Here is a 17955-nt window from a genome sequence, read left to right as displayed (position 1 = left end):
CGGGTCCGGGGCAGGCGGTTCGCGCTATAGAAGCTCGACGCGCCTTATTTCCCGCATCTGCAGCGCGTCGTTGATGCCGCGTACCATTTGCCGGCAGCGCCAGCCGTCGTTGTCGCGCGCGATCGAAAACAGATTGTAGGCGGCGTCGGGATGGTGGCCATGGACGCGGGCCGAAGCCGAGGGCACACCGATCGAGGGAATCGACGAACCGTTGGGTCCCTCGACCCACATCGTCGAATGAACGTGATCGTGTCCGTGCAGCACGAGCTCGACGCCATGTTGCTTCAGCATCGCCAGCAGCTCCGGCGCATCGGTCAGCCGCTTGGCTCGGGCGGTGGAGCGGAGAGGATGGTGAATCAGCAGAACGCGAAAGGCGCTCTCGCGGGCAAGTCCGGCGAGCAGGCGATCAAGCGCTTCCAGCTGGCTTTTCCCCAGCCGTCCGGTTGCCATCAGAGGCGAGGTCGGCACCGCGGTGGAAAGGCCGATCAGCGCTAACGGCCCGCGCCGGCGCAGTGACGGAAACATCGGCGCCTCGTCCTGCGCCACGTCGCCGACAAGATAATCCGCCCAGGCTTCCGCGAAACGGTGGGCGGTCGCGCGAACATAGGCGTCGTGATTGCCGGGAACGAGGGTCACTTTTTCCGGCGACCCGACGTTCTCAAGCCAGGCTCGCGCCGGAGCGAATTCGGCTTCCAGCGCCAGATTGACGAGGTCGCCGGTGACCGCGATGTGATTTGGTGCCTGTGCCTGCAGATCGGAAACCAATACGTCGAGCACGTCACGGCGGTGATATCGATGACGGTTGCGCGTCCAGTTCAGATAGCCGAACACGCGCTTGCCCATGAGTTCGGAAAGCCGCGGCTCGGGCAGCGGCGCCAGGTGCGGATCGGACAGATGGGCAAGCGTGAACGTCGCCATTACCGTTTCATCGTTGTCAGACGAATGTATTGGCAAGCTAGCGGAGTGGATTTGACATTCGCTACCGGTCAGGCCGCGGGTTCGTCAAGCGAATGTCAAAGCCTAAACTCCGCTACAAACCGATATTTGCTGGTGGTCCTTTAATTCTAGCCTTCGCAAAGGTGAAGCCGCGAGGGATGCGAACGTTAGAATTGGACCACTGGCGAGCCGGATGCAAGGATCAAGCGCAACATCCCTAGTACCGCCGATCTGAAATTCCTGCGCCACAAGCGGCGAGTTCGATCAGGGACTTCAGATCGACAAAGCGGTACTAGAATCAATAAGTTTGTGAGTAGCCTTTCCGAAGTTCGTGAAGGCGGGTGCTGCGATGGAGCACGAACTTCGGAAAGTGGGCACTAGGAGCGTGAGTGACGTGACGACGACAGTGCAGCGTCTGCGAACGACCCTTGAACCGGTGTTGCGGCGGCTATTTCACATCTATTGGCGGTTTGCCCGCGGCATGACGCTTGGTGTCCGCGCGGTCGTGCTCGACGGCGAGAACCGCGTATTTCTGGTCAAGCACAGCTACGTCAGCGGCTGGCACCTTCCCGGCGGCGGGGTGGAAACCGGCGAGACCATTCGTGCGGCTTTGCAACGCGAACTGAAGGAGGAGGGGCGGATCGATCTTGTTGGCGAGCCCTCGTTTTTCGGTGTCTATCTGAACAGCCATATCTCCAGGCGTGACCACGTCGCGGTCTATGTGGTTCGGAATTTCAGCCAGGACCGTTTGCCGGAACCGAACCGCGAGATCATCGCGTGCGGTTTTTTTGAAATCAAGGCGTTGCCGGCCGATACGACGCGGGGAACGCGGCTCCGGATATCGGAAGTCGTCGAAAACAAGCCGCAAATCGCGACCTGGCGTTAGAGAACGTTAGCAGGTACGTCCTTATGATCGGGCAAAACCCTAACGGTCGTTAAGGATTTGCCAATGAGCGCCGTATCGCAATCCATGCGCACCTCAAAGCTTCGCGGCGATCTGGCCGGGATGGCGGAGGCGCTGGCCGAATTCGCAAAATCGGAATTTCCGCAAGCTGCATCCACCCAGCCCCGCATCGCCGTCCTGGTGCCCTGCTTCAACGAAGAAGCCGCGGTTGCGAGCGTGGTCGCCGATTTCCGACAAGCGCTGCCCTCGGCTGCTGTCTACGTCTACGACAACAATTCGACGGACCGAACGGTCGCCGTCGCCCGCGAGGCCGGCGCCACGGTGCGCAGCGAACGCCGTCAGGGCAAGGGCCACGTGGTCCGCCGCATGTTCGCCGACATCGATGCGGACATCTACGTGCTTGTCGATGGCGATGCGACCTACGACGCCGCAAGCGTTCCGAAAATGATCGACATGCTGGTGGCGGATCATCTCGATATGGTGGTCGGCCTGCGGGTCGATCAGGCTGAGGCTGCCTGGCGGCCCGGCCACCGCACCGGAAACTGGCTGTTGACGAGTTTCCTGGCCTCGGTGTTCGGCAAGGCGTTCAAGGATATTCTTTCCGGCTACCGGGTGTTCTCCCGGCGGTTCGTCAAATCGTTTCCGGTGCTGTCGGACGGTTTTGAGATCGAGACCGAATTGAGCGTTCATGCGCTGGAACTGGCGCTGCCGACGGCCGAGATCGAGACGCCTTATTTCGCGCGGCCGGAAGGCTCGGTCAGCAAACTCAACACCTGGCGCGATGGTTTCCGGATTCTCTCGACCATCCTCAAGCTCTATCGCTCGGAAAAGCCGCTGCGTTTCTTCACCGGTCTCGGCATCTTTGTCGGGCTGCTGTCGATCGGGCTCGCCACGCCGGTATTTGTCACTTATCTGGAAGAGGGCGTCGTTCCCCGGCTGCCGACCGCTGTGCTGTCGATGGGATTGATGGTTGTGGCGATGCTCTCGGTGGCTTCGGGCCTCGTGCTCGACACCGTGACACGCGGCCGCCGCGAGATGAAGCTGTTGGCCTATCTCGCGCAGGCGCCGCTCGACAGGACTTGACGCGCTCTCGCATTCGAAGTTCAACCTCCCGGGTGCCCACTTTCCGAACTCCGTGCTACATCTCAGCACGACCTTTCACGGACTTCGGAAAGCTATGGGCACTAGCAAACCGATTAATTCGAGTGCCGCGTTTCTATTTGAAGTTCCTGAATAGAATTCGCCGCTTGTGATGCAGGAACTTCAAATAGGCGGCACTCGATGAGTGATCTCTCTCTGACCATCCTGGCCGAGACCGCCAACGATGCGCAGGCGATCGAGCGGCTGCATGAGCGCACCTTCGGTCCCGGGCGCTTTGTCTTGAGCGCCTATCGTATCCGCGAACACGTCGATCATTTGCTCGAACTGTCATTCACCGCCTGGATCGGCACCCTGCTGGTCGGCTCGGTACGCCAGTTGCCGGTCGTCATCGGCGACACCAAGGCGCTGCTGCTGGGGCCACTGACGGTCGAGCCGCCGTTTCGCAGCCACGGGGTTGGACGGCAGCTGCTCGAGCGCGCGCTTGGCGATGCCAAAGCCCGGGGACATCGCCTGGTGCTGCTTGTCGGCGACGAGGCCTATTACCGCCGGGCCGGCTTCAAGGTGGTGCCGCAGGGCCGGGCAACCATGCCGGGGCCCGTCGACTACAGCCGCCTTCTGGTGGCCGAGCTCGTCGATGGCGCGTTCGACGGCGTTTCCGGCGCCGTTCGCCCGGATTGGGCGCCGGCGAAATAGATCCGCATTCACTCGGCATCTCAGATCTTCTTCGAGAAACGGCGGCAAGCTGGAAAGCTCAACGTCCCTCGCGCAGCCATGTTGCCGCGAATGCGCCCAGCAGCAACAACAGTCCGATCAGGCCAGCGAAGATCGGCAGCACGCCGACGCCCCGCACCACGCTGGCATCGCGCATCTTCACGCCCATCCAGCCGTCGCCGCGGAAAATGCTGGAGGCATGGACCGGCACGATGCGCGGAAGATCGATGCTGGAGCCGTCGACGACCCGCCGCGCGTCGCCGCCGGTCGATCGCGCCAGCGGCGCCAGCGTTTCCGTGGTCGAGGTAACTTCCGAAAATTCCTTCGGATTGGTTGGGCCGACATTGATCAGCGCCTTCAGCGTGCCGTCGCTCGCCTGCCACAGGCCGAGCTCATTGGCCGGCATCGTCGCCGTCCACATCCCGGGTTCGCTGGCGCTCAAGGTCAGTTCGCGCCTGGCGCCCGAGGGCGAAGTCACCGTGACAGGCGATACGCTGTCGGCCATGGTCTGGCGCTGCACGACGAGATCTTTCCCGCGCACCTGCAAGTGCAGCGCCTCTTCGTCGAGTTCCGGCTGTTTCATCAGCCAGTGCGACATGCGCCGCAGCAGGTCGAGATGCGGGCCGCCGCCTTCATAGCCGCGCGCCCACAGCCAGATATGGTCGGACAACAGCAGGGCGACGCGGCCCTCGCCGAAGCGCGACAGCAGCAGCAACGGCTTGCCGTCGGCGCCGGTCATGACCGGTGGGCTGATCGCGTTGCGGGTATCGACCGTGCGGAAGAACCGGCTCCAGTGCGGCGGGTCGCTGTTTGCGCCTTCGAGGCCGCGCGTCACGGGATGGCGTTTGCCGACGTCGCTGAGCGCGGCATAAAACGGCTTTTCGGTCACTCCGACCGGTTCTGCCGGCAGCACCGAATCCAGCGGCGTGCGCCAGATGCTGGTCGAGGAGGCATAATCCGGACCGGCGGATACCAGCACGGCGCCGCCCGCGCGTACATAGCGCGCGATGTTGTCGAAATAGGCGATCGGCAACACGCCCTGGCGCGCGTAGCGGTCAAAGATGATCAGCTGGAACTCGTTGATCTTCTGCTGAAACAGTTCGCGGGTCGGAAACGCGATCAGCGACAGCTCGTTGATCGGCGTGCCGTCCTGCTTCTCCGGCGGCCGCAGGATCGTGAAATGCACGAGGTCGACGCTGGCGTCGGATTTGAGCAGATTGCGCCAGGTGCGCTCGCCCGAGTGCGGCTCGCCGGACACCAGCAGCACGCGCAGCTTGTCGCGCACGCCGTCGATGGCGACGACGGCGCGGTTGTTGACCAGCGTCAGTTCATTCTCCAAGGGCGAGGCCTCGATCTCGACGATGTTCTGGCCTTCATGCTTGATGTCGACATCGACGTTGACGGTCTGGCCGCTTGCGACGTTGCGCTCGTTGATGGTCTCGCCATCGACGCGCACCGCGACCTTGGCGCGTTGGCCGGTGACGCCCTGATCGTCGAGGCGGTAGGTGATGGTCTGCACCTGCCCGACGATGCCGAAGCGGGGTGCGGCGGTAATCGCAATCCGGCGGTCTCGTTCGTCCTTGCGGCCGGTGATCAGCGCGTGCAGCGGGGCCTGGAAGCCGAGCGCGGCGGCATTGGCTGGAATGTCGTGTACCCGACCGTCGGTGATCAGGAAGGCGCCGGCGACGCGGTCGACCGGCACGTCCGACAATGCCGAGGACACGGCGCCGAACAATTTGGTGCCGTCGGTCTCGCCGTCGGCCTGACCGGCTTCGACCACGCGAACCTCGAGGCCGGGGATCTTCTTCAAGCTGTCGACGAGTTCCTGCTGCGCGCGGGCGGTCTCGTTGGTGCGGTCGCCAAAACTCTGGCTCGGGCTCTTGTCGACGACGACGGCGGCGACCGACGACAGCGGTTCGCGCTCCTCGCGGGTAAATGACGGGTTGGCGAGCGCGAGCAGCAACAGGCCGAGCGCCAGCAGCCGCAGCCAGGCGCCGCGCGCGCGTCCCAGGAGCAGCAATGCTGCAATCACGACGATTGCCGCCAGTGCCGTCCAGAGCACAGCCGAGGGGATCAGCGGGGTGAACGCGATACCGTAATTCATGGCGAGGACCTGAGCACGATGGTCATTGCCCCAACCGTTCGATCAAAGCCGGCGCATGCACCTGATCGGCCTTGTAGTTGCCGGTCAGCGTGTACATCACGATGTTGACGCCGGCGCGGAAGGCGAATTCGCGCTGCCGCGGTTCGCCCGGCGACAGCGGCAGCATCGGCTGGCCGTCGGGCCGGATCGCCCAGGCGCCGGCCAGGTCGTTCGACGTGATGATGATCGGCGAGACGCCGTCACCGCCGCGCGCCGGACGCGACGCGCTGTCTTCGTCCTCGTCGCGCGGCAGGGCTTCGACCCAGGTCTGGCCGGAGTCGAAGCGGCCGGGAAAGTCGCGCAGCAGATAGAACGTCTTGGTCAGGACATGTTCGCGCGGCACGGGTTCGAGCTCGGGCACGTCGAGCGAGGAAAGGATTTCGCGCAAGCTCTGCATGCCCGGCGTCTGCGAGGCGCCGTTGTCGCCAGGCGTGGCCTCGATGGCATCGCGGGTGTCGAACAGTACGGTGCCGCCTTGCTTCATGTAGGCGTCGATCTTGTCGATCGCCGCTTGCGGCGGCTTCGGCGCGCCCGGCACCACCGGCCAGTAGATCAGCGGGAAAAACGCCAGCTCGTCATGGGCCGGATCGACGCCGACGGGATCGCCGGCCTCGAGCGCGGTGCGCTGGGCAAGAAACAGCGTCAGGCCGGACATTCCCGCCTTGACGATGGAATCGACGTCCGCATTGCCGGTCAGCACATAGGCAAGGCGGGTCTGCGTCGTCGCCTTGATGGCGAACTCGTCGGAGGCGCTGTCGGCCCGGCTCTGTGACGGCAAGCCGAGCGGCAATAGCAGCGCCAGAAGCAGCGCGGCCGGCGCTGCGCGCCTGCGGAGCAGGCTCGCGATACCGCCGCCGAGCAAGGCGATGATCAGCGCGTCGATCAAAAACAGCGCCAGCGAGGACGACAGCAGGATTCCGCGCAGGTCGCGCGGTTCGGAATTGGTGTAGCTGGCGCGCCTGGCATGAAGCGAAGACAGATCGAGCGGCGTAATGCGATCCGATGCCGCCAGCGTATTCACCGCGAGTGGGCCGTCGGTGGGGCCGTAGAAGCCCGGCGGATGATCCGATGTGGCGCGGTCGCGATAATCGGCAGGGATCGGCTTGGCGGTCGAAGGCGGCGGCGCGAATGCGCCGAAGCCGTCGAGCGTCCGCAGCGGCGCCACCGTCTCGGTGCTGGCTTCCATCGCGGCACCCGGCGCCGGGCCTGACGCATAGCCAGACGTATCGACGATCCGCCGCAACATCTCGACGAACGAACCCGACATCGGCAGGTCGGACCATTTCATGTCGGCGCTGACGTGAAACAAGGCGAGCAACCCCTTGCCGCGGCGCTCGCCGGTGACGAGCGGGGTGCCATCTTCAAGCGAGGCCCAGCTCTTGGTCGGCAAGACCGCGTCGGGCTCGGCCAGCACCTGGCGATTGACCGTGACATCCTTGGGCACGGCAAGCCCCGCGAACGGTCCGTCGTTGGCGAAGGCCGCGAGGTGTTGCGGTTTTTCCCAGGTCAGGCTGCCGCCAAGGCTGCGGCCGCCGCGGCGCAATTTCACCGGCACCAGATCGTCATCGGCCTGCGCAAGCCTCGGTCCGGCAAAGCGCACCAGCACGCCGCCGCGGTCGATCCAGGCGTTGAGCCGTTCGCGAATCTCCGGCGACAGGGTGCCGACATCCGCCAGCACGATCATCGGCAGCTTCTGATCGAGAAACTGCGAGATCGCCTGTTGCGGCGCGCCGCGATCGCCCTGCCGGACATCGGCGAACGGCGCCAGCGCGCGGGTGAGATAGAACGCCGAAGCCAACAAGGGCTGGGCGGTATCGCTGCTCGATCCGGAGACCACGCCGACGGCACGGCGGCGCCATCTCTTGTCGAGCAACTGAACCGCGCCCGCGGAATGTTCGCCCGCGATCTCCAGCCGCGCGATATCATTGCGCAGTTCGACCGGCAGGTCGAACGACGCCTCGGTTTCGCGAACTCCCGGCGCAAAGGCAAAGCGCGCTTCCCCGACCGGCGATCCCTTCTGGTCGAGCCCGCGCACCACACCGCTCGCGATGTCGCCATCGGCGCGCAACACCTTCACCGTCATCTTGGCGGCTGCGTTTTCGGCCGCCACCAGCGCCAAAGCCGGCGGCGTGCCGCCCTCAAACACCGTGAGCACGTGGTCGCCGATGACCTTGCCCAACCCCTGCAGGAACTCGGCGCCGCGCCCGCTGTCGACGCCATCGGACAGCCACACCAGCTCGCAGTCGCCGGTCGCCTTGAGGAAGCGATCGATGATCGGAAGCGTCTCGGCGCGATCGATCGAATAAGGCTTTGGCGAAAGCTGGCGGAGCGCAACCCGCGCCGTGCCCGCGGGCATGATCGTAATGTCGCGCGTCGGCTCCGACAGCGGGATCAAAGCGATGCCGCGCCGGTCATTGTCGGCGTTGGCGATCAGCTCGTCCGCAGCTTTCACCCGCGCGTCCCAGCTTGAGGCTGCGCTCCAGCCGTCGTCGATCAGGATCGCCAGCGGCGCGCGCGACGCCGTGGCGCCGAGCGGCGGGTTCCAGATCGGTCCCGCTGCGGCCAGGATGATCAGCGCGGCGGCGGCCAGCCGCAGCGCCGTTAGCCACCAGGGCGTCCGCGAGGGTGTCTCTTCCCTTGGCGAAATATCGAACAATAACCGCGTCGGCGGAAACTCGACGCGGCGTGGCCGCGGTGGGATCACCCGCAACAGCCACCACAGCAGCGGCAGGCTTAGCAGCCCCAACAGCAGTAATGGCTCGGCAAAGGACAACGGCAAGCCCGCGATCATACGCTGCTCCCCGCCTTGACCGTGACGCCCCTTGCGCCGCCTTTATTCACCATCATGCCCGAATGCAGGAACAGCAGCAGCTCGGCTGCCGAACGGCTGGTCGTGTGGGTCGAAAACAGCCAGTCGAGCTTGGCAGTTTCGAAGCGGATTTGCTCGCGGTGGAGCGCAACGCGCTCGACATAGTCGCTCGCCCAGCGCTCGGCGCGGCCGGCAACGATGACATCGCCGCCTTCCGGTTCGACAAATTCGACGCGTCCCGAATAAGGGAAGCTTTCTTCGGCAGGATCGACGACCTGGATCAGCGTGCCATGCGCGCCTGAGGCCGACAGCGCCGTCAGCATGGTGCGGAGTTCGCCGATCGGCGACCAGAAATCCGACAGCAGAACGATCTCGGAAAGCGGCGAGGGCACAAAGGATGGCGGCAGGCTGAGCCGCGCGGCATCATCATGCAGCATCGCCTGCGCCATCTTGTCGATGATGCTCCGGCTCGCGGTCGGACTGACGAGGCCGGGAATGCCGACCCGTTCGCCGCCTTCGACCAGAAGCTCGGCGAGCGCAAAGCAGACGATCAGCGCGCGCTCGAGTTTGCTGTCGCGCGCATCCTTCGAGGCGAACGCCATTGATGGCGACCGATCCGGCCAAAGCCACACGGTGTGGGCGGCCTCCCACTCCTGTTCGCGAACATAAAGATGATCGTCGCGTGCGGAGCGGCGCCAATCGACGCGTTGGGCGGGCTCGCCCGAAACGAAGCGGCGGTACTGCCAGAAGCTCTCGCCGGAGCCGGCGCGGCGCCGGCCGTGAAGGCCATGAATCACGTTGGCTGCGATCCGCCGCGCTTCCAGCACAAGGCGCGGCAGCGATGCGGCGAGCGTTCGGCTTTCGCCATCGGCACGTCGGACTGCTGCGATCTCCTTTATGCTGTGCTCGGCGGCTGTGGCCATCAACCGATCCGTGTCTTCAACTGCTTGATGACGTCGGGAATGCTGCGGCCTTCGGCGCGGGCAGAGAAGGTGAGCGCCATGCGGTGCTTGAGGACCGGCTCAGCCAGATCGAGCACGTCATCGACCGACGGCGAGAGGCGGCCATCGAGCAAAGCGCGGGCGCGCACCGCCAGCATCAGCGACTGGCTGGCACGCGGGCCGGGTCCCCAGGCGATCAGCTTGCCGGCTTCGCCGCCCTCGGAGCCCGGGCGCGCCGAGCGCACCAGCGACAGGATGGCTTCCACGACGGAATCGCCGACCGGCAAGCGCCGCACCAGGCGCTGGGCGGCGATCAGAGTTTCAGCATCCATCGCGGCTTTCGGCGCCGCTTCCTCGGCGCCGGTGGTTTCAAACAGGATCCGCCGCTCGGCGTCGCGGTCGGGATAGTCGACATCGATTTCCATCAGGAAGCGGTCGAGCTGCGCCTCCGGCAACGGATAGGTGCCTTCCTGCTCCAGCGGATTTTGGGTCGCCAGCACGTGGAACGGCTTGGGCAGGTCGTGGCGGGCGCCAGCGACCGTGATGTGCTGCTCCTGCATCGCCTGAAGCAGCGCGGATTGGGTGCGCGGGCTGGCGCGGTTGATTTCGTCAGCCATCAGGAGTTGGGCGAACACCGGGCCGGAAATGAAACGAAACGAACGCTTTCCGGAATTGCTTTCATCCAGCACTTCGGCGCCGAGGATGTCAGAGGGCATCAGGTCCGGGGTGAACTGGATGCGCTTGGCGTCAAGCCCGAGCGTCACGCCGAGGGTTTCGACCAGCTTGGTCTTGGCAAGTCCGGGCACGCCGATCAGAAGGGCGTGGCCGCCCGACAGGATCGTCACCAGCGTGTTCTCGATGACACGCTCCTGACCGAAGATGACGGTCGAGATGGCATCCTTGGCGCTGCGAATCTGACCGGCGACTTGTTCGGCCGAACGGACGACGACGTCCTCGAGCTTCTCGACACTGTCTGCGCCAGCCATTCTTTTCTCCTTAAACCTCAGGTTCAGTCCGCCTCGCCGCCGCTTTCGTCCGCCACATGCTAAACTTTCGGCAAGGCCGTGTATTCGTTCGATTATACTATCCCCACATTATCGGCCTTTTCCGGATGGGAACGGCATCACGATGTGGCGACTTGAGCTTAATGAAATACGGCCGAATTTGCTCAAAACGTAACGCGGCGACACCAGCAATCCGATATCTGTTCAGGTATCTGTTTGCGTGCACCAATCGTGCCAAACCGGGCATTCAATAAAGCGTTCCAATCGCGGGACGATCAGAGTCACGGCAAACCATGGCGAAGCAAGGGCAGGAACCGGTTCAAAATCTCGAGGGGTTGACGACGGCCGCCAAACAGGCCGCAAACACCAGTGCGACCGGAAAAGGCCTGCCGCCGGTGCATTTGTGGAATCCGCCCTTTTGCGGCGATCTGGACATGCGAATCGCGACCGACGGCACCTGGTACTATATGGGCACGCCGATCGGACGGCCAGCATTGGTCAGGCTGTTCTCAACCATCCTCAAGCGCGAAAACGGCAAGTACTTCCTGGTCACGCCAGTGGAAAAGGTCGGCATCCGCGTCGACGATGCACCGTTTCTGGCCGTCGAAATGATAAAAGAGCCCCGTGATGCCGGCTGGGGTTTGCGCTTTCGCACCAATGTCGACGACTGGGTGGAATGCGACCGTGCGCATCCATTGCGGTTCGAGGCTTCGGCGGAAGGCGGCTTGACGCCCTACCTGCACGTGCGCGCCGACCTTTGGGCGAAGGTCACGCGCGCGATCTACTATGATCTGGTTGACATCGGCGAGGAACGGATGGTCGATGGCCGCCAGATGTTCGGAGTTGCCTCCGCCGGTGCGTTCTTCGCGATGGCGGATGCGGAAGAGGTGAGGGGCTAATACCGCCGATCTGAAGTCCCCGCAGTGCGGCCGCGAGTTTTTTCGGGGACTTCAGATCGAAAGCGGTATTAGAATTAATAAGTTTGGTAGAGCTCCTTTGATTCCGAAGTTCGCATCAGAGGTCGCCGCGATAGCTTGCGAACTTCGGAATCGGAGCTCTATTTTGACGGAGGCGATGGCGGTGAACGATCCCGCCGCAATCAGTTCGGCCGAGTTTTTCGATCGGGCGCGCGCACGGTTGCGTTTTGACGTCCCTGCAGGTCTCACCGATCCGGACGCCATTCCGGAGAGCGGCGATCAGGGCACCGATCGGATGCTCGCAATCCTGGCGCGCGAACAGCCGATCCGTCCCGCGGCGGTGCTGATTCCGGTGATCGATCGCCCGCAGCCGACCGTGCTGTTGACCCAGCGCGCGGCCCATCTCAACGACCATGCCGGCCAGATTTCCTTTCCCGGCGGCAAGATCGATGCGGCCGATGCCACCCCGCTCGATGCGGCGCTGCGCGAGGCGGAAGAAGAAGTCGGCCTGGCGCGCCCTTTCATCGATCCCATCGGCTATCTGGACCTCTATGGCACGAGCTTCGGCTTTCGCATTCTGCCGACCGTTGCAAGGGTCGAGCCCGGATTCGAACTGCGCATCAACACGTCCGAAGTCGACGATGCCTTCGAAGTTCCGCTGTCTTTCCTGATGAATCCTGTGAACCATCAGCTCCACAGCAAAGAATTCCGCGGCATGGAAAGGTACTACTACGCCATGCCCTATGGCGAGCGGTACATCTGGGGCGCGACCGCCGGGATTCTTCGCGTGCTCTACCAGCGGATCTTCGCGCCATGATCCGTCAGGCCCTGACCGAGATCGGAATTTTTCTGATCCCGTTTGCGGTCTATGCCCTGTTTTTGGTCGCCACCCGTTCCGGACTGCTGGTGCGTTCGTCCTGGCCGGTCATTATCGTCGGAAGATTGCTGCTCGGTTCGCTGCTTCTTGTCGTGGTCAGCCTGATCTTGCTGGCGCAGTTCTCCGGCGCGCCGCCGAACTCGACCTATGTTCCCGCCCATATCGAGAACGGCAAGCTGATCCAGGGAGTGGAGAAATGAGCGGCGAGCGGCGACTGACCGATGCGCCGTGGCTGAAGCCGGGCCCTGCGGCGCGGGTGCTCGAACTGCTCAACGCCGACGGCGAGGAAGCGCGCGTGGTGGGCGGGGCGGTTCGAAACGCGCTGCTTGGCCTGCCGATCGACGAGATCGATATCGCAACCACTGCCGTGCCTGAAGAGGTGATCCGCCGCGCAAAGGCTGCCGGCATCAGGAGCGTGCCGACCGGCATCGACCACGGCACCGTCACGCTCGTGGTCGATGCCAAGCCGTTCGAGGTCACCACGCTGCGTGAGGATACCGAGACCTTCGGACGAAAAGCCAAGGTCGCGTTCGGCCGCGACTGGGTGCGCGATGCCGAGCGGCGTGACTTTACGATCAACGCTTTGTCCGCTGATTCAGCAGGCTGCGTCCACGACCACGTCGGGGGGCTTGAAGATATTGCCGCGCGACGGGTGCGCTTCATCGGCGAGCCCGAGCGGCGGATAGCCGAGGACTACCTGCGCATCCTGCGTTTCTTTCGCATTCATGCCGCCTATGGCGCCGGCGAGCCCGACCGGGCCAGTTATCTTGCCTGCATCAGCGGAAGGGCAGGCCTGATGGGCCTCTCGGCCGAACGGATCCGCGTCGAAATATTGAAGTTGATGGTTGCCGGCGGCGCCATCGTTGCCGTGAACGCGATGGCCGATGGCGGACTGTTGCTGCCGGTTTTCGGCGGCGTCGCCTATACCGGGCCGTTCGCGCGGCTGATCGGAATCGAACAGGCGCTGGATCTGCCGCCCGATCCCATTCGCCGGCTCGGCGCGCTCGCCGTCGCCGTCACCGAAGATGCAAGGCGGGTGGCATCGCGGTTGCGGCTGTCCAATGCGGAGACCAAGGCGCTGGATTCCATGGGGCACCGCTGGTGGCGGCTGGCGGGAATGGACGAGGCGCGGGCGAAGCGCAGACTTTATCGCCTCGGCGAAGATCGTTACCGCGACCGTCTGATGCTCGCTTGGGCGCGCTCGCGCGAGGGCAGCGATGCCGCCTCATGGCGCGAACTCGCAGGCCTGCCCGCGCGCTGGATCGCGCCGAGATTTCCGTTGAGGGCGGCCGACTTCGTGGCGCGCAGTCTTCATCCGGGGCCCGAACTCGGACAGGCGCTGGCGCTCGCCGAAGATGCCTGGCTCGCGGCGGATTTCCCGCTCGATCAATCCTCGCTGGATGCGATCGCCGATCAAGCCGTCGCGCGTGTGACACGCGAACGCAAGGCGTGATGTTCATGCTTGCAGGATGCGCAACATATGTGCCGATAACCGAGAGTTGAATGTATGAGCGGCAGGAACGCCATCCCTGACGCCGCCTTTTTATCTATCGTCGCGACATAGAAACCGGATCGAAGCTCTCCACGACATCAGGGGGAAGCGATGGATCGACCTGGCGGGCCCGCCCTTTCAGCCATCGTAACATCCAAGAGCGTTAGCGCGGACACCCTGTCAGGGGCGGGCGCGGTCTCGTTTCGTCGTCTTTGGCTCATCGTTCCCGCGCTCTGTGCACTGGCCTATCCCTTGCTGTTGAGCCTGTTGTCCTCCGGCCTTGTCCTGGTGCACGGGTCGGCTTCGCCGAGCGGGGGGATCGTTTGGGTCAGCGTCATCGCCTCGCTGATATTGGCGCTCGCGGTGATGGTGGTCAGTTTCGTCTTCGGATTGACGCTGGGCTCGCCCGATGTCGCGGACGATCCTGAAGCCAGCCGTGGGCGAAGCATTGCCCATTTGGCCTTTGCCACTCCCTCGCTCTATGTGGGCTTTGAGAATGTCGCCGGCGTCTTTCACGCGCCGTCGGCGGCGGTGATCGCCTGGTTGGTCTTTTGGGCGTTGATGGCGATGATGGCCCAGCTCAGCCCTCGGTCATCGCCGATCGCATTTGCCATGACGCAGGCCGGATATCGGCGGCTGGGTATTGCCCACGGCGTTTCCGCCTGCGCGATCCTGTTGCTGTTCGTGGCGCCTCACATTGTGAACCATGTTGCCGGCTTCTGGAGCGGGTCAGTCCACATCGCCATTATGAATGTCGTGCGCCGGGTTTATCGCAACGACTTTGTCCAACCGCTGTTGCTGGCGCTGATCGGTTTTCAGATTCTGAGCGGCACGGTCCTGGTACGGCGGCGGATGCGATTGCCGGGCGATATCTTTGGCACCGTGCAGACCATGTGCGGCGCATATATCGGCGTTTATTTTCTCGCCCACATGACGGCGGTGTTTGCGGCGCGCTACGCGGACATCGACACCAACTGGAGCTGGCTGACGCGCCCGAGCGACAGTCTGCTGGTCAGCCTTTTGAAGCTACGCCTGATTGCGCATTATTGGGCGGGGCCGATTGCGATTGTCGCTCACATTGCCTGCGGCCTCAGATGGGTCTTGCTGCAACGTGATACGTCTGCTGCGACGGCCGATCGCATCGCATGGAGCCTGATCGCGGCCGGAGTTGCCACATCCACCCTCATCCTGCTGGCGCTGCTCAACGTCCACATCGCCTGATGATCTTTCCAGCACGTCGTGACGGTGAGTGCCGATGATGGATATCCACTCCACTAGGGCCATTTCACTTCTGGCGGCATCGAGGACAGGATCGAATCCACGTTGCCGCCGGTCTTCAGGCCGAAGATAGTGCCGCGGTCGTAGAGCAGGTTGAACTCGACATAGCGGCCGCGCCTGATCAACTGCTCCTCGCGGTCAGCCTGGTTCCATGGGCTTGCGAAGTTGCGCCGGACCAGTTCCGGATAGATTTTCAGGAAGGCGCGGCCGACGTCCTTGGTGAACGCGAAATCGGCGTCCCAGTCACCGGAATCGTGATGGTCGTAGAAGATGCCGCCGATGCCGCGCGGTTCCTTGCGGTGGGGCAGATAGAAATATTCATCGCACCATTTCTTGTATTTGTCGTACGGCGCGACCGCCGCATGCGCATCGCACGCCGATTTCATCGCGGCGTGGAAGGCGACCGTGTCCGCATCCTCCTGGGTGCGGCGGCGCTCCAGCACCGGCGTAAGGTCGGCGCCGCCGCCGAACCATGCCTTGGTCGTGACGATGAAGCGCGTATTCATATGGACGGCCGGAATATGCGGATTGCGCAAATGGGCGATCAGCGAAATGCCCGATGCCCAGAAGGCGGGATTGTCTTCGGCCCCCGGGATTTGCGCGCGAAATTCCGGCGCGAACTCGCCGTGAACGGTCGAGCAATGCACGCCGACTTTCTCGAACAATCGGCCGTGCATCATTCCCATCATGCCGCCGCCCCCGGGATTGCCGGTTGGGTCGGTGCGCTGCCAGGGGGTGAGGTCGAAGCGGCCGGCCGCGCCCGGGTAAAGGGCAGGCGGCGCGTCGTCTTCCAGCCGCTCGAAGGCCGCGCAGATGTCATCGCGCAGGCTTTCGAACCAGGCTCTCGCGCGCGCCTTGTGTTCGTCGAGCTTGGAAATATCCATCTAGGAAGCCTCTCGTGTCTACAAGGGTCTAGGCGTGACCGGTCTGCCGCAGCGCCTCGGCTAATGCCATGGCGGCGGCCATCGCGACATTGAGCGAGCGCAAGGTCGGCCTGATCGGGATCACGAGCCGTGCATCGGCGGCTTGCGCGACCGCCTCGGGGACGCCCGCAGTTTCCCGTCCGAACAACAAGATGTCCGATGCTTGATAGCTGAAATCAAGATATGGCGTGGCGCCCTTGGTGGTGAACAGCAGCAGCCGGTGACCGGCCGACCGGCGCCATTCCTCAAATCGGGTCCAGGAATCGTGGCGCCTCCAGTCGACCTGGTCGAGATAGTCCATCCCGGAGCGGCGGAAATTGCGGTCCGATACCGCAAAACCTGCGGGCTCGATGATATGGGCTGCCACGCCCATGCAGGCGCAAAGCCTCATGATCGTGCCGGTGTTCTGGGGAATATCGGGCTGGTAAAGCGCGATCTGCATTCGATTCTACTGTGAGCGTCCGACCGGCCAGTTGTCACGCCGATTTCACAGGGGGAGCGCCGCTTGGGATATGCGAAAAACCGCCGTACCGAGCGGAATTAGTGCATTGCACGCAAGCCAGCCGATAGCGGGCTTGCGCTATTCCGGCAAGGGTGCCAATAGAACGATTCTGGACTGTTCCTTTTCGCCGATGGGGTCGGAAAAAGGGGTCATTTCTGCCGCCGCGGGGGTCGCGGGCGCCGGCAGCCTCCCGGTCACCGGGGCGGTTCCACCGGCGGCAAGCTATGAAAGGGTTTGGAATCGTGACGACAGCGTCTTCGGCGGAACATCCGACACGCCGTGATTTCCTTTTCGTTGCAACGGGCGCCGCAGCCGCCGTCGGCGGGCTGGCGACGCTCTGGCCGTTCGTTTCCCAGATGAATCCGGACGCCTCGACCATTGCGGCCGGTGCGCCGATCGAGGTCGATCTGGCGCCGATCGCCGAAGGCCAGGACATCAAGGTATTTTGGCGCGGCAAGCCGATCTACATCATGAACCGCACCAAGAAGCAGGTTCAGGAGGCGCGCAGCGTCGCCGTCGACAGCCTCAAGGATCCGGCTTCCGACGAGTCCCGCGTCAAGGCCGGCCACGATCAGTGGCTGGTCGTGATCGGCATCTGCACCCATCTGGGCTGCATTCCGATCGCGCACGAGGGCAACTACGACGGCTTCTTCTGCCCGTGCCATGGTTCGCAATACGATTCCTCCGGTCGTATCCGCCAGGGACCGGCACCGGCCAACTTGCCCATCCCGCCCTATCAATTCGTCTCCGACACCAAAATCCAGATCGGCTAAGGACCCGGGGCTGCACGCCCCGGACCTTAACGCCTGTCACGTCGTCTTAATTCCCTAGGGATCGCAGCATGAGCGGACCATCCGACTTCCAACCCACCAATCCCGTGATCAAGTGGATTGAACGGCGTCTTCCGATTTTCGGTCTTATGCATTCCTCGTTCGTGGCCTATCCGACGCCGCGTAACCTGAATTACTGGTGGACCTTCGGCGCCATCCTGTCGTTGATGCTCGGCGTGCAGATCGTCACCGGCATCGTCCTGGCGATGCACTACACGCCGAATGCCGATCTCGCCTTCCGCTCGGTTGAACTGATCGTCCGCGACGTCAATTACGGCTGGCTCTTGCGCAACATGCATGCCGCCGGCGCGTCGATGTTCTTCTTTGCCGTCTACATCCACATGTTCCGCGGCCTGTATTACGGGTCGTACAAGGAGCCGCGCGAGGTGCTGTGGATCCTCGGCGTCATCATCTACCTGTTGATGATGGCGACCGGCTTCATGGGCTACGTGCTGCCGTGGGGCCAGATGAGCTTCTGGGGCGCCACCGTCATCACCAATCTGTTCTCGGCCATTCCTTACGTCGGCGACAGCATCGTGACGCTGCTCTGGGGCGGCTACTCGGTCGGCAATCCGACGCTGAACCGT

Annotated in this window: 16 protein-coding genes and 1 pseudogene; 10 read left to right on the top strand and 7 right to left on the bottom strand. The window is 63.6% G+C overall.

From position 1 onward, the window contains the following. Positions 1 to 24: 24 nt before the first annotated feature. Entirely contained in the window at positions 25 to 918 is an 894-nt protein-coding gene (locus VFL62_RS12505) for a metallophosphoesterase (protein ID WP_325172684.1), read from the bottom strand. 412 nt (positions 919 to 1330) lie between these two features. Here VFL62_RS12505 and VFL62_RS12500 point away from each other — a divergent pair, with 412 nt between their 5' ends. The 3 genes from VFL62_RS12500 to VFL62_RS12490 all read left to right on the top strand — a co-directional run bounded on the left by VFL62_RS12500 (position 1331) and on the right by VFL62_RS12490 (position 3634). Then, on the top strand, positions 1331 to 1822 hold the full coding sequence (locus VFL62_RS12500; protein WP_414644694.1) for an NUDIX domain-containing protein: 492 nt from the start codon (positions 1331 to 1333) through the stop codon (positions 1820 to 1822). Between the two features lie 120 nt (positions 1823 to 1942). Then, positions 1943 to 2923, top strand: coding sequence for a glycosyltransferase family 2 protein (locus tag VFL62_RS12495; RefSeq protein WP_325172699.1), 981 nt, complete (start codon positions 1943 to 1945; stop codon positions 2921 to 2923). 198 nt (positions 2924 to 3121) lie between these two features. Further along, on the top strand, positions 3122 to 3634 hold the full coding sequence (locus tag VFL62_RS12490) for an N-acetyltransferase (RefSeq protein WP_325172683.1): 513 nt from the start codon (positions 3122 to 3124) through the stop codon (positions 3632 to 3634). Positions 3635 to 3692: 58 nt separating this feature from the next. Here the strand turns inward: VFL62_RS12490 and VFL62_RS12485 are convergent, their stop codons facing one another. The 4 genes from VFL62_RS12485 to VFL62_RS12470 are packed head-to-tail and all read right to left on the bottom strand — an operon-like array spanning position 3693 to position 10531. Beyond that, positions 3693 to 5756 carry a hypothetical protein gene (locus VFL62_RS12485; protein ID WP_325172682.1) on the bottom strand — a complete coding sequence of 688 codons (2064 nt, stop codon included), beginning with the start codon at positions 5754 to 5756 and terminating at the stop codon, positions 3693 to 3695. 22 nt (positions 5757 to 5778) lie between these two features. Beyond that, the gene (locus tag VFL62_RS12480) at positions 5779 to 8583 is read right to left on the bottom strand and encodes a DUF4159 domain-containing protein (RefSeq protein WP_325172698.1); all 2805 of its coding nucleotides are present in this window, start codon (positions 8581 to 8583) and stop codon (positions 5779 to 5781) included. After that, positions 8583 to 9527 carry a DUF58 domain-containing protein gene (locus tag VFL62_RS12475; RefSeq protein ID WP_325172681.1) on the bottom strand — a complete coding sequence of 315 codons (945 nt, stop codon included), beginning with the start codon at positions 9525 to 9527 and terminating at the stop codon, positions 8583 to 8585. The genes VFL62_RS12480 and VFL62_RS12475 overlap by 1 nt, the downstream gene beginning before the upstream one ends. Then, positions 9527 to 10531, bottom strand: a complete 1005-nt coding sequence (locus tag VFL62_RS12470; RefSeq protein WP_325172680.1) for a MoxR family ATPase — start codon at positions 10529 to 10531, stop codon at positions 9527 to 9529. Before VFL62_RS12470 ends, VFL62_RS12475 begins: the two co-directional genes overlap by 1 nt. A 311-nt stretch (positions 10532 to 10842) precedes the next feature. Between VFL62_RS12470 and VFL62_RS12465 the strand changes: the two genes are divergently transcribed. From VFL62_RS12465 to VFL62_RS12445, 5 genes are all read left to right on the top strand, one after another. Next, the gene (locus VFL62_RS12465) at positions 10843 to 11448 is read left to right on the top strand and encodes a DUF1285 domain-containing protein (RefSeq protein ID WP_325172679.1); all 606 of its coding nucleotides are present in this window, start codon (positions 10843 to 10845) and stop codon (positions 11446 to 11448) included. Between the two features lie 199 nt (positions 11449 to 11647). Continuing rightward, entirely contained in the window at positions 11648 to 12283 is a 636-nt protein-coding gene (locus VFL62_RS12460) for a CoA pyrophosphatase (protein WP_414644695.1), read from the top strand. Further along, positions 12280 to 12543 (top strand): DUF6111 family protein, encoded by a 264-nt coding sequence (locus VFL62_RS12455; protein WP_325172678.1) that lies wholly within the window; start codon positions 12280 to 12282, stop codon positions 12541 to 12543. Before VFL62_RS12460 ends, VFL62_RS12455 begins: the two co-directional genes overlap by 4 nt. Beyond that, positions 12540 to 13796: a CCA tRNA nucleotidyltransferase gene (locus VFL62_RS12450; RefSeq protein WP_325172677.1), complete on the top strand. Its 1257-nt coding sequence runs from the start codon at positions 12540 to 12542 to the stop codon at positions 13794 to 13796. Before VFL62_RS12455 ends, VFL62_RS12450 begins: the two co-directional genes overlap by 4 nt. A gap of 150 nt (positions 13797 to 13946) precedes the next feature. Further along, on the top strand, positions 13947 to 15056 hold the full coding sequence (locus VFL62_RS12445) for a hypothetical protein (protein WP_325172676.1): 1110 nt from the start codon (positions 13947 to 13949) through the stop codon (positions 15054 to 15056). A gap of 53 nt (positions 15057 to 15109) precedes the next feature. Here the strand turns inward: VFL62_RS12445 and hemF are convergent, their stop codons facing one another. Continuing rightward, the gene (gene hemF, locus VFL62_RS12440) at positions 15110 to 15997 is read right to left on the bottom strand and encodes an oxygen-dependent coproporphyrinogen oxidase (RefSeq protein WP_325172675.1); all 888 of its coding nucleotides are present in this window, start codon (positions 15995 to 15997) and stop codon (positions 15110 to 15112) included. Positions 15998 to 16025: 28 nt separating this feature from the next. Continuing rightward, positions 16026 to 16478, bottom strand: coding sequence for a tRNA (cytidine(34)-2'-O)-methyltransferase (locus VFL62_RS12435; RefSeq protein WP_325172674.1), 453 nt, complete (start codon positions 16476 to 16478; stop codon positions 16026 to 16028). Positions 16479 to 16780: 302 nt separating this feature from the next. On the opposite strand from VFL62_RS12435, the gene petA reads away from it, so the two are divergent. After that, complete coding sequence (gene petA, locus VFL62_RS12430; protein WP_325172696.1) at positions 16781 to 17311, top strand: ubiquinol-cytochrome c reductase iron-sulfur subunit; 531 nt, start codon at positions 16781 to 16783, stop codon at positions 17309 to 17311. A gap of 68 nt (positions 17312 to 17379) precedes the next feature. After that, positions 17380 to 17955, top strand: a pseudogene (fbcH, locus tag VFL62_RS12425) (cytochrome b/c1); the annotation flags it as partial.

It is taken from the genome of Bradyrhizobium sp., assembly GCF_035701725.1.
In the GTDB taxonomy this organism is placed as follows: Bacteria; Pseudomonadota; Alphaproteobacteria; order Rhizobiales; family Xanthobacteraceae; genus Bradyrhizobium.
This window is presented reverse-complemented; position numbering and strand designations above follow the sequence as displayed.

Excerpts from the sequence above, each read along its gene's own strand:
- VFL62_RS12470 (WP_325172680.1), bottom strand. The coding sequence starts at position 10,531 with ATGGCTGGCGCAGACAGTGTCGAGAAGCTCGAGGACGTCGTCGTCCGT.
- VFL62_RS12450 (WP_325172677.1), top strand. The coding sequence starts at position 12,540 with ATGAGCGGCGAGCGGCGACTGACCGATGCGCCGTGGCTGAAGCCGGGC.
- VFL62_RS12445 (WP_325172676.1), top strand. The coding sequence starts at position 13,947 with ATGGATCGACCTGGCGGGCCCGCCCTTTCAGCCATCGTAACATCCAAG.
- VFL62_RS12490 (WP_325172683.1), top strand. The coding sequence starts at position 3,122 with ATGAGTGATCTCTCTCTGACCATCCTGGCCGAGACCGCCAACGATGCG.
- VFL62_RS12505 (WP_325172684.1), bottom strand. The coding sequence starts at position 918 with ATGGCGACGTTCACGCTTGCCCATCTGTCCGATCCGCACCTGGCGCCG.
- VFL62_RS12435 (WP_325172674.1), bottom strand. The coding sequence starts at position 16,478 with ATGCAGATCGCGCTTTACCAGCCCGATATTCCCCAGAACACCGGCACG.
- VFL62_RS12465 (WP_325172679.1), top strand. The coding sequence starts at position 10,843 with ATGGCGAAGCAAGGGCAGGAACCGGTTCAAAATCTCGAGGGGTTGACG.
- VFL62_RS12495 (WP_325172699.1), top strand. The coding sequence starts at position 1,943 with ATGGCGGAGGCGCTGGCCGAATTCGCAAAATCGGAATTTCCGCAAGCT.
- VFL62_RS12475 (WP_325172681.1), bottom strand. The coding sequence starts at position 9,527 with ATGGCCACAGCCGCCGAGCACAGCATAAAGGAGATCGCAGCAGTCCGA.
- VFL62_RS12485 (WP_325172682.1), bottom strand. The coding sequence starts at position 5,756 with ATGAATTACGGTATCGCGTTCACCCCGCTGATCCCCTCGGCTGTGCTC.
- hemF (WP_325172675.1), bottom strand. The coding sequence starts at position 15,997 with ATGGATATTTCCAAGCTCGACGAACACAAGGCGCGCGCGAGAGCCTGG.
- VFL62_RS12455 (WP_325172678.1), top strand. The coding sequence starts at position 12,280 with ATGATCCGTCAGGCCCTGACCGAGATCGGAATTTTTCTGATCCCGTTT.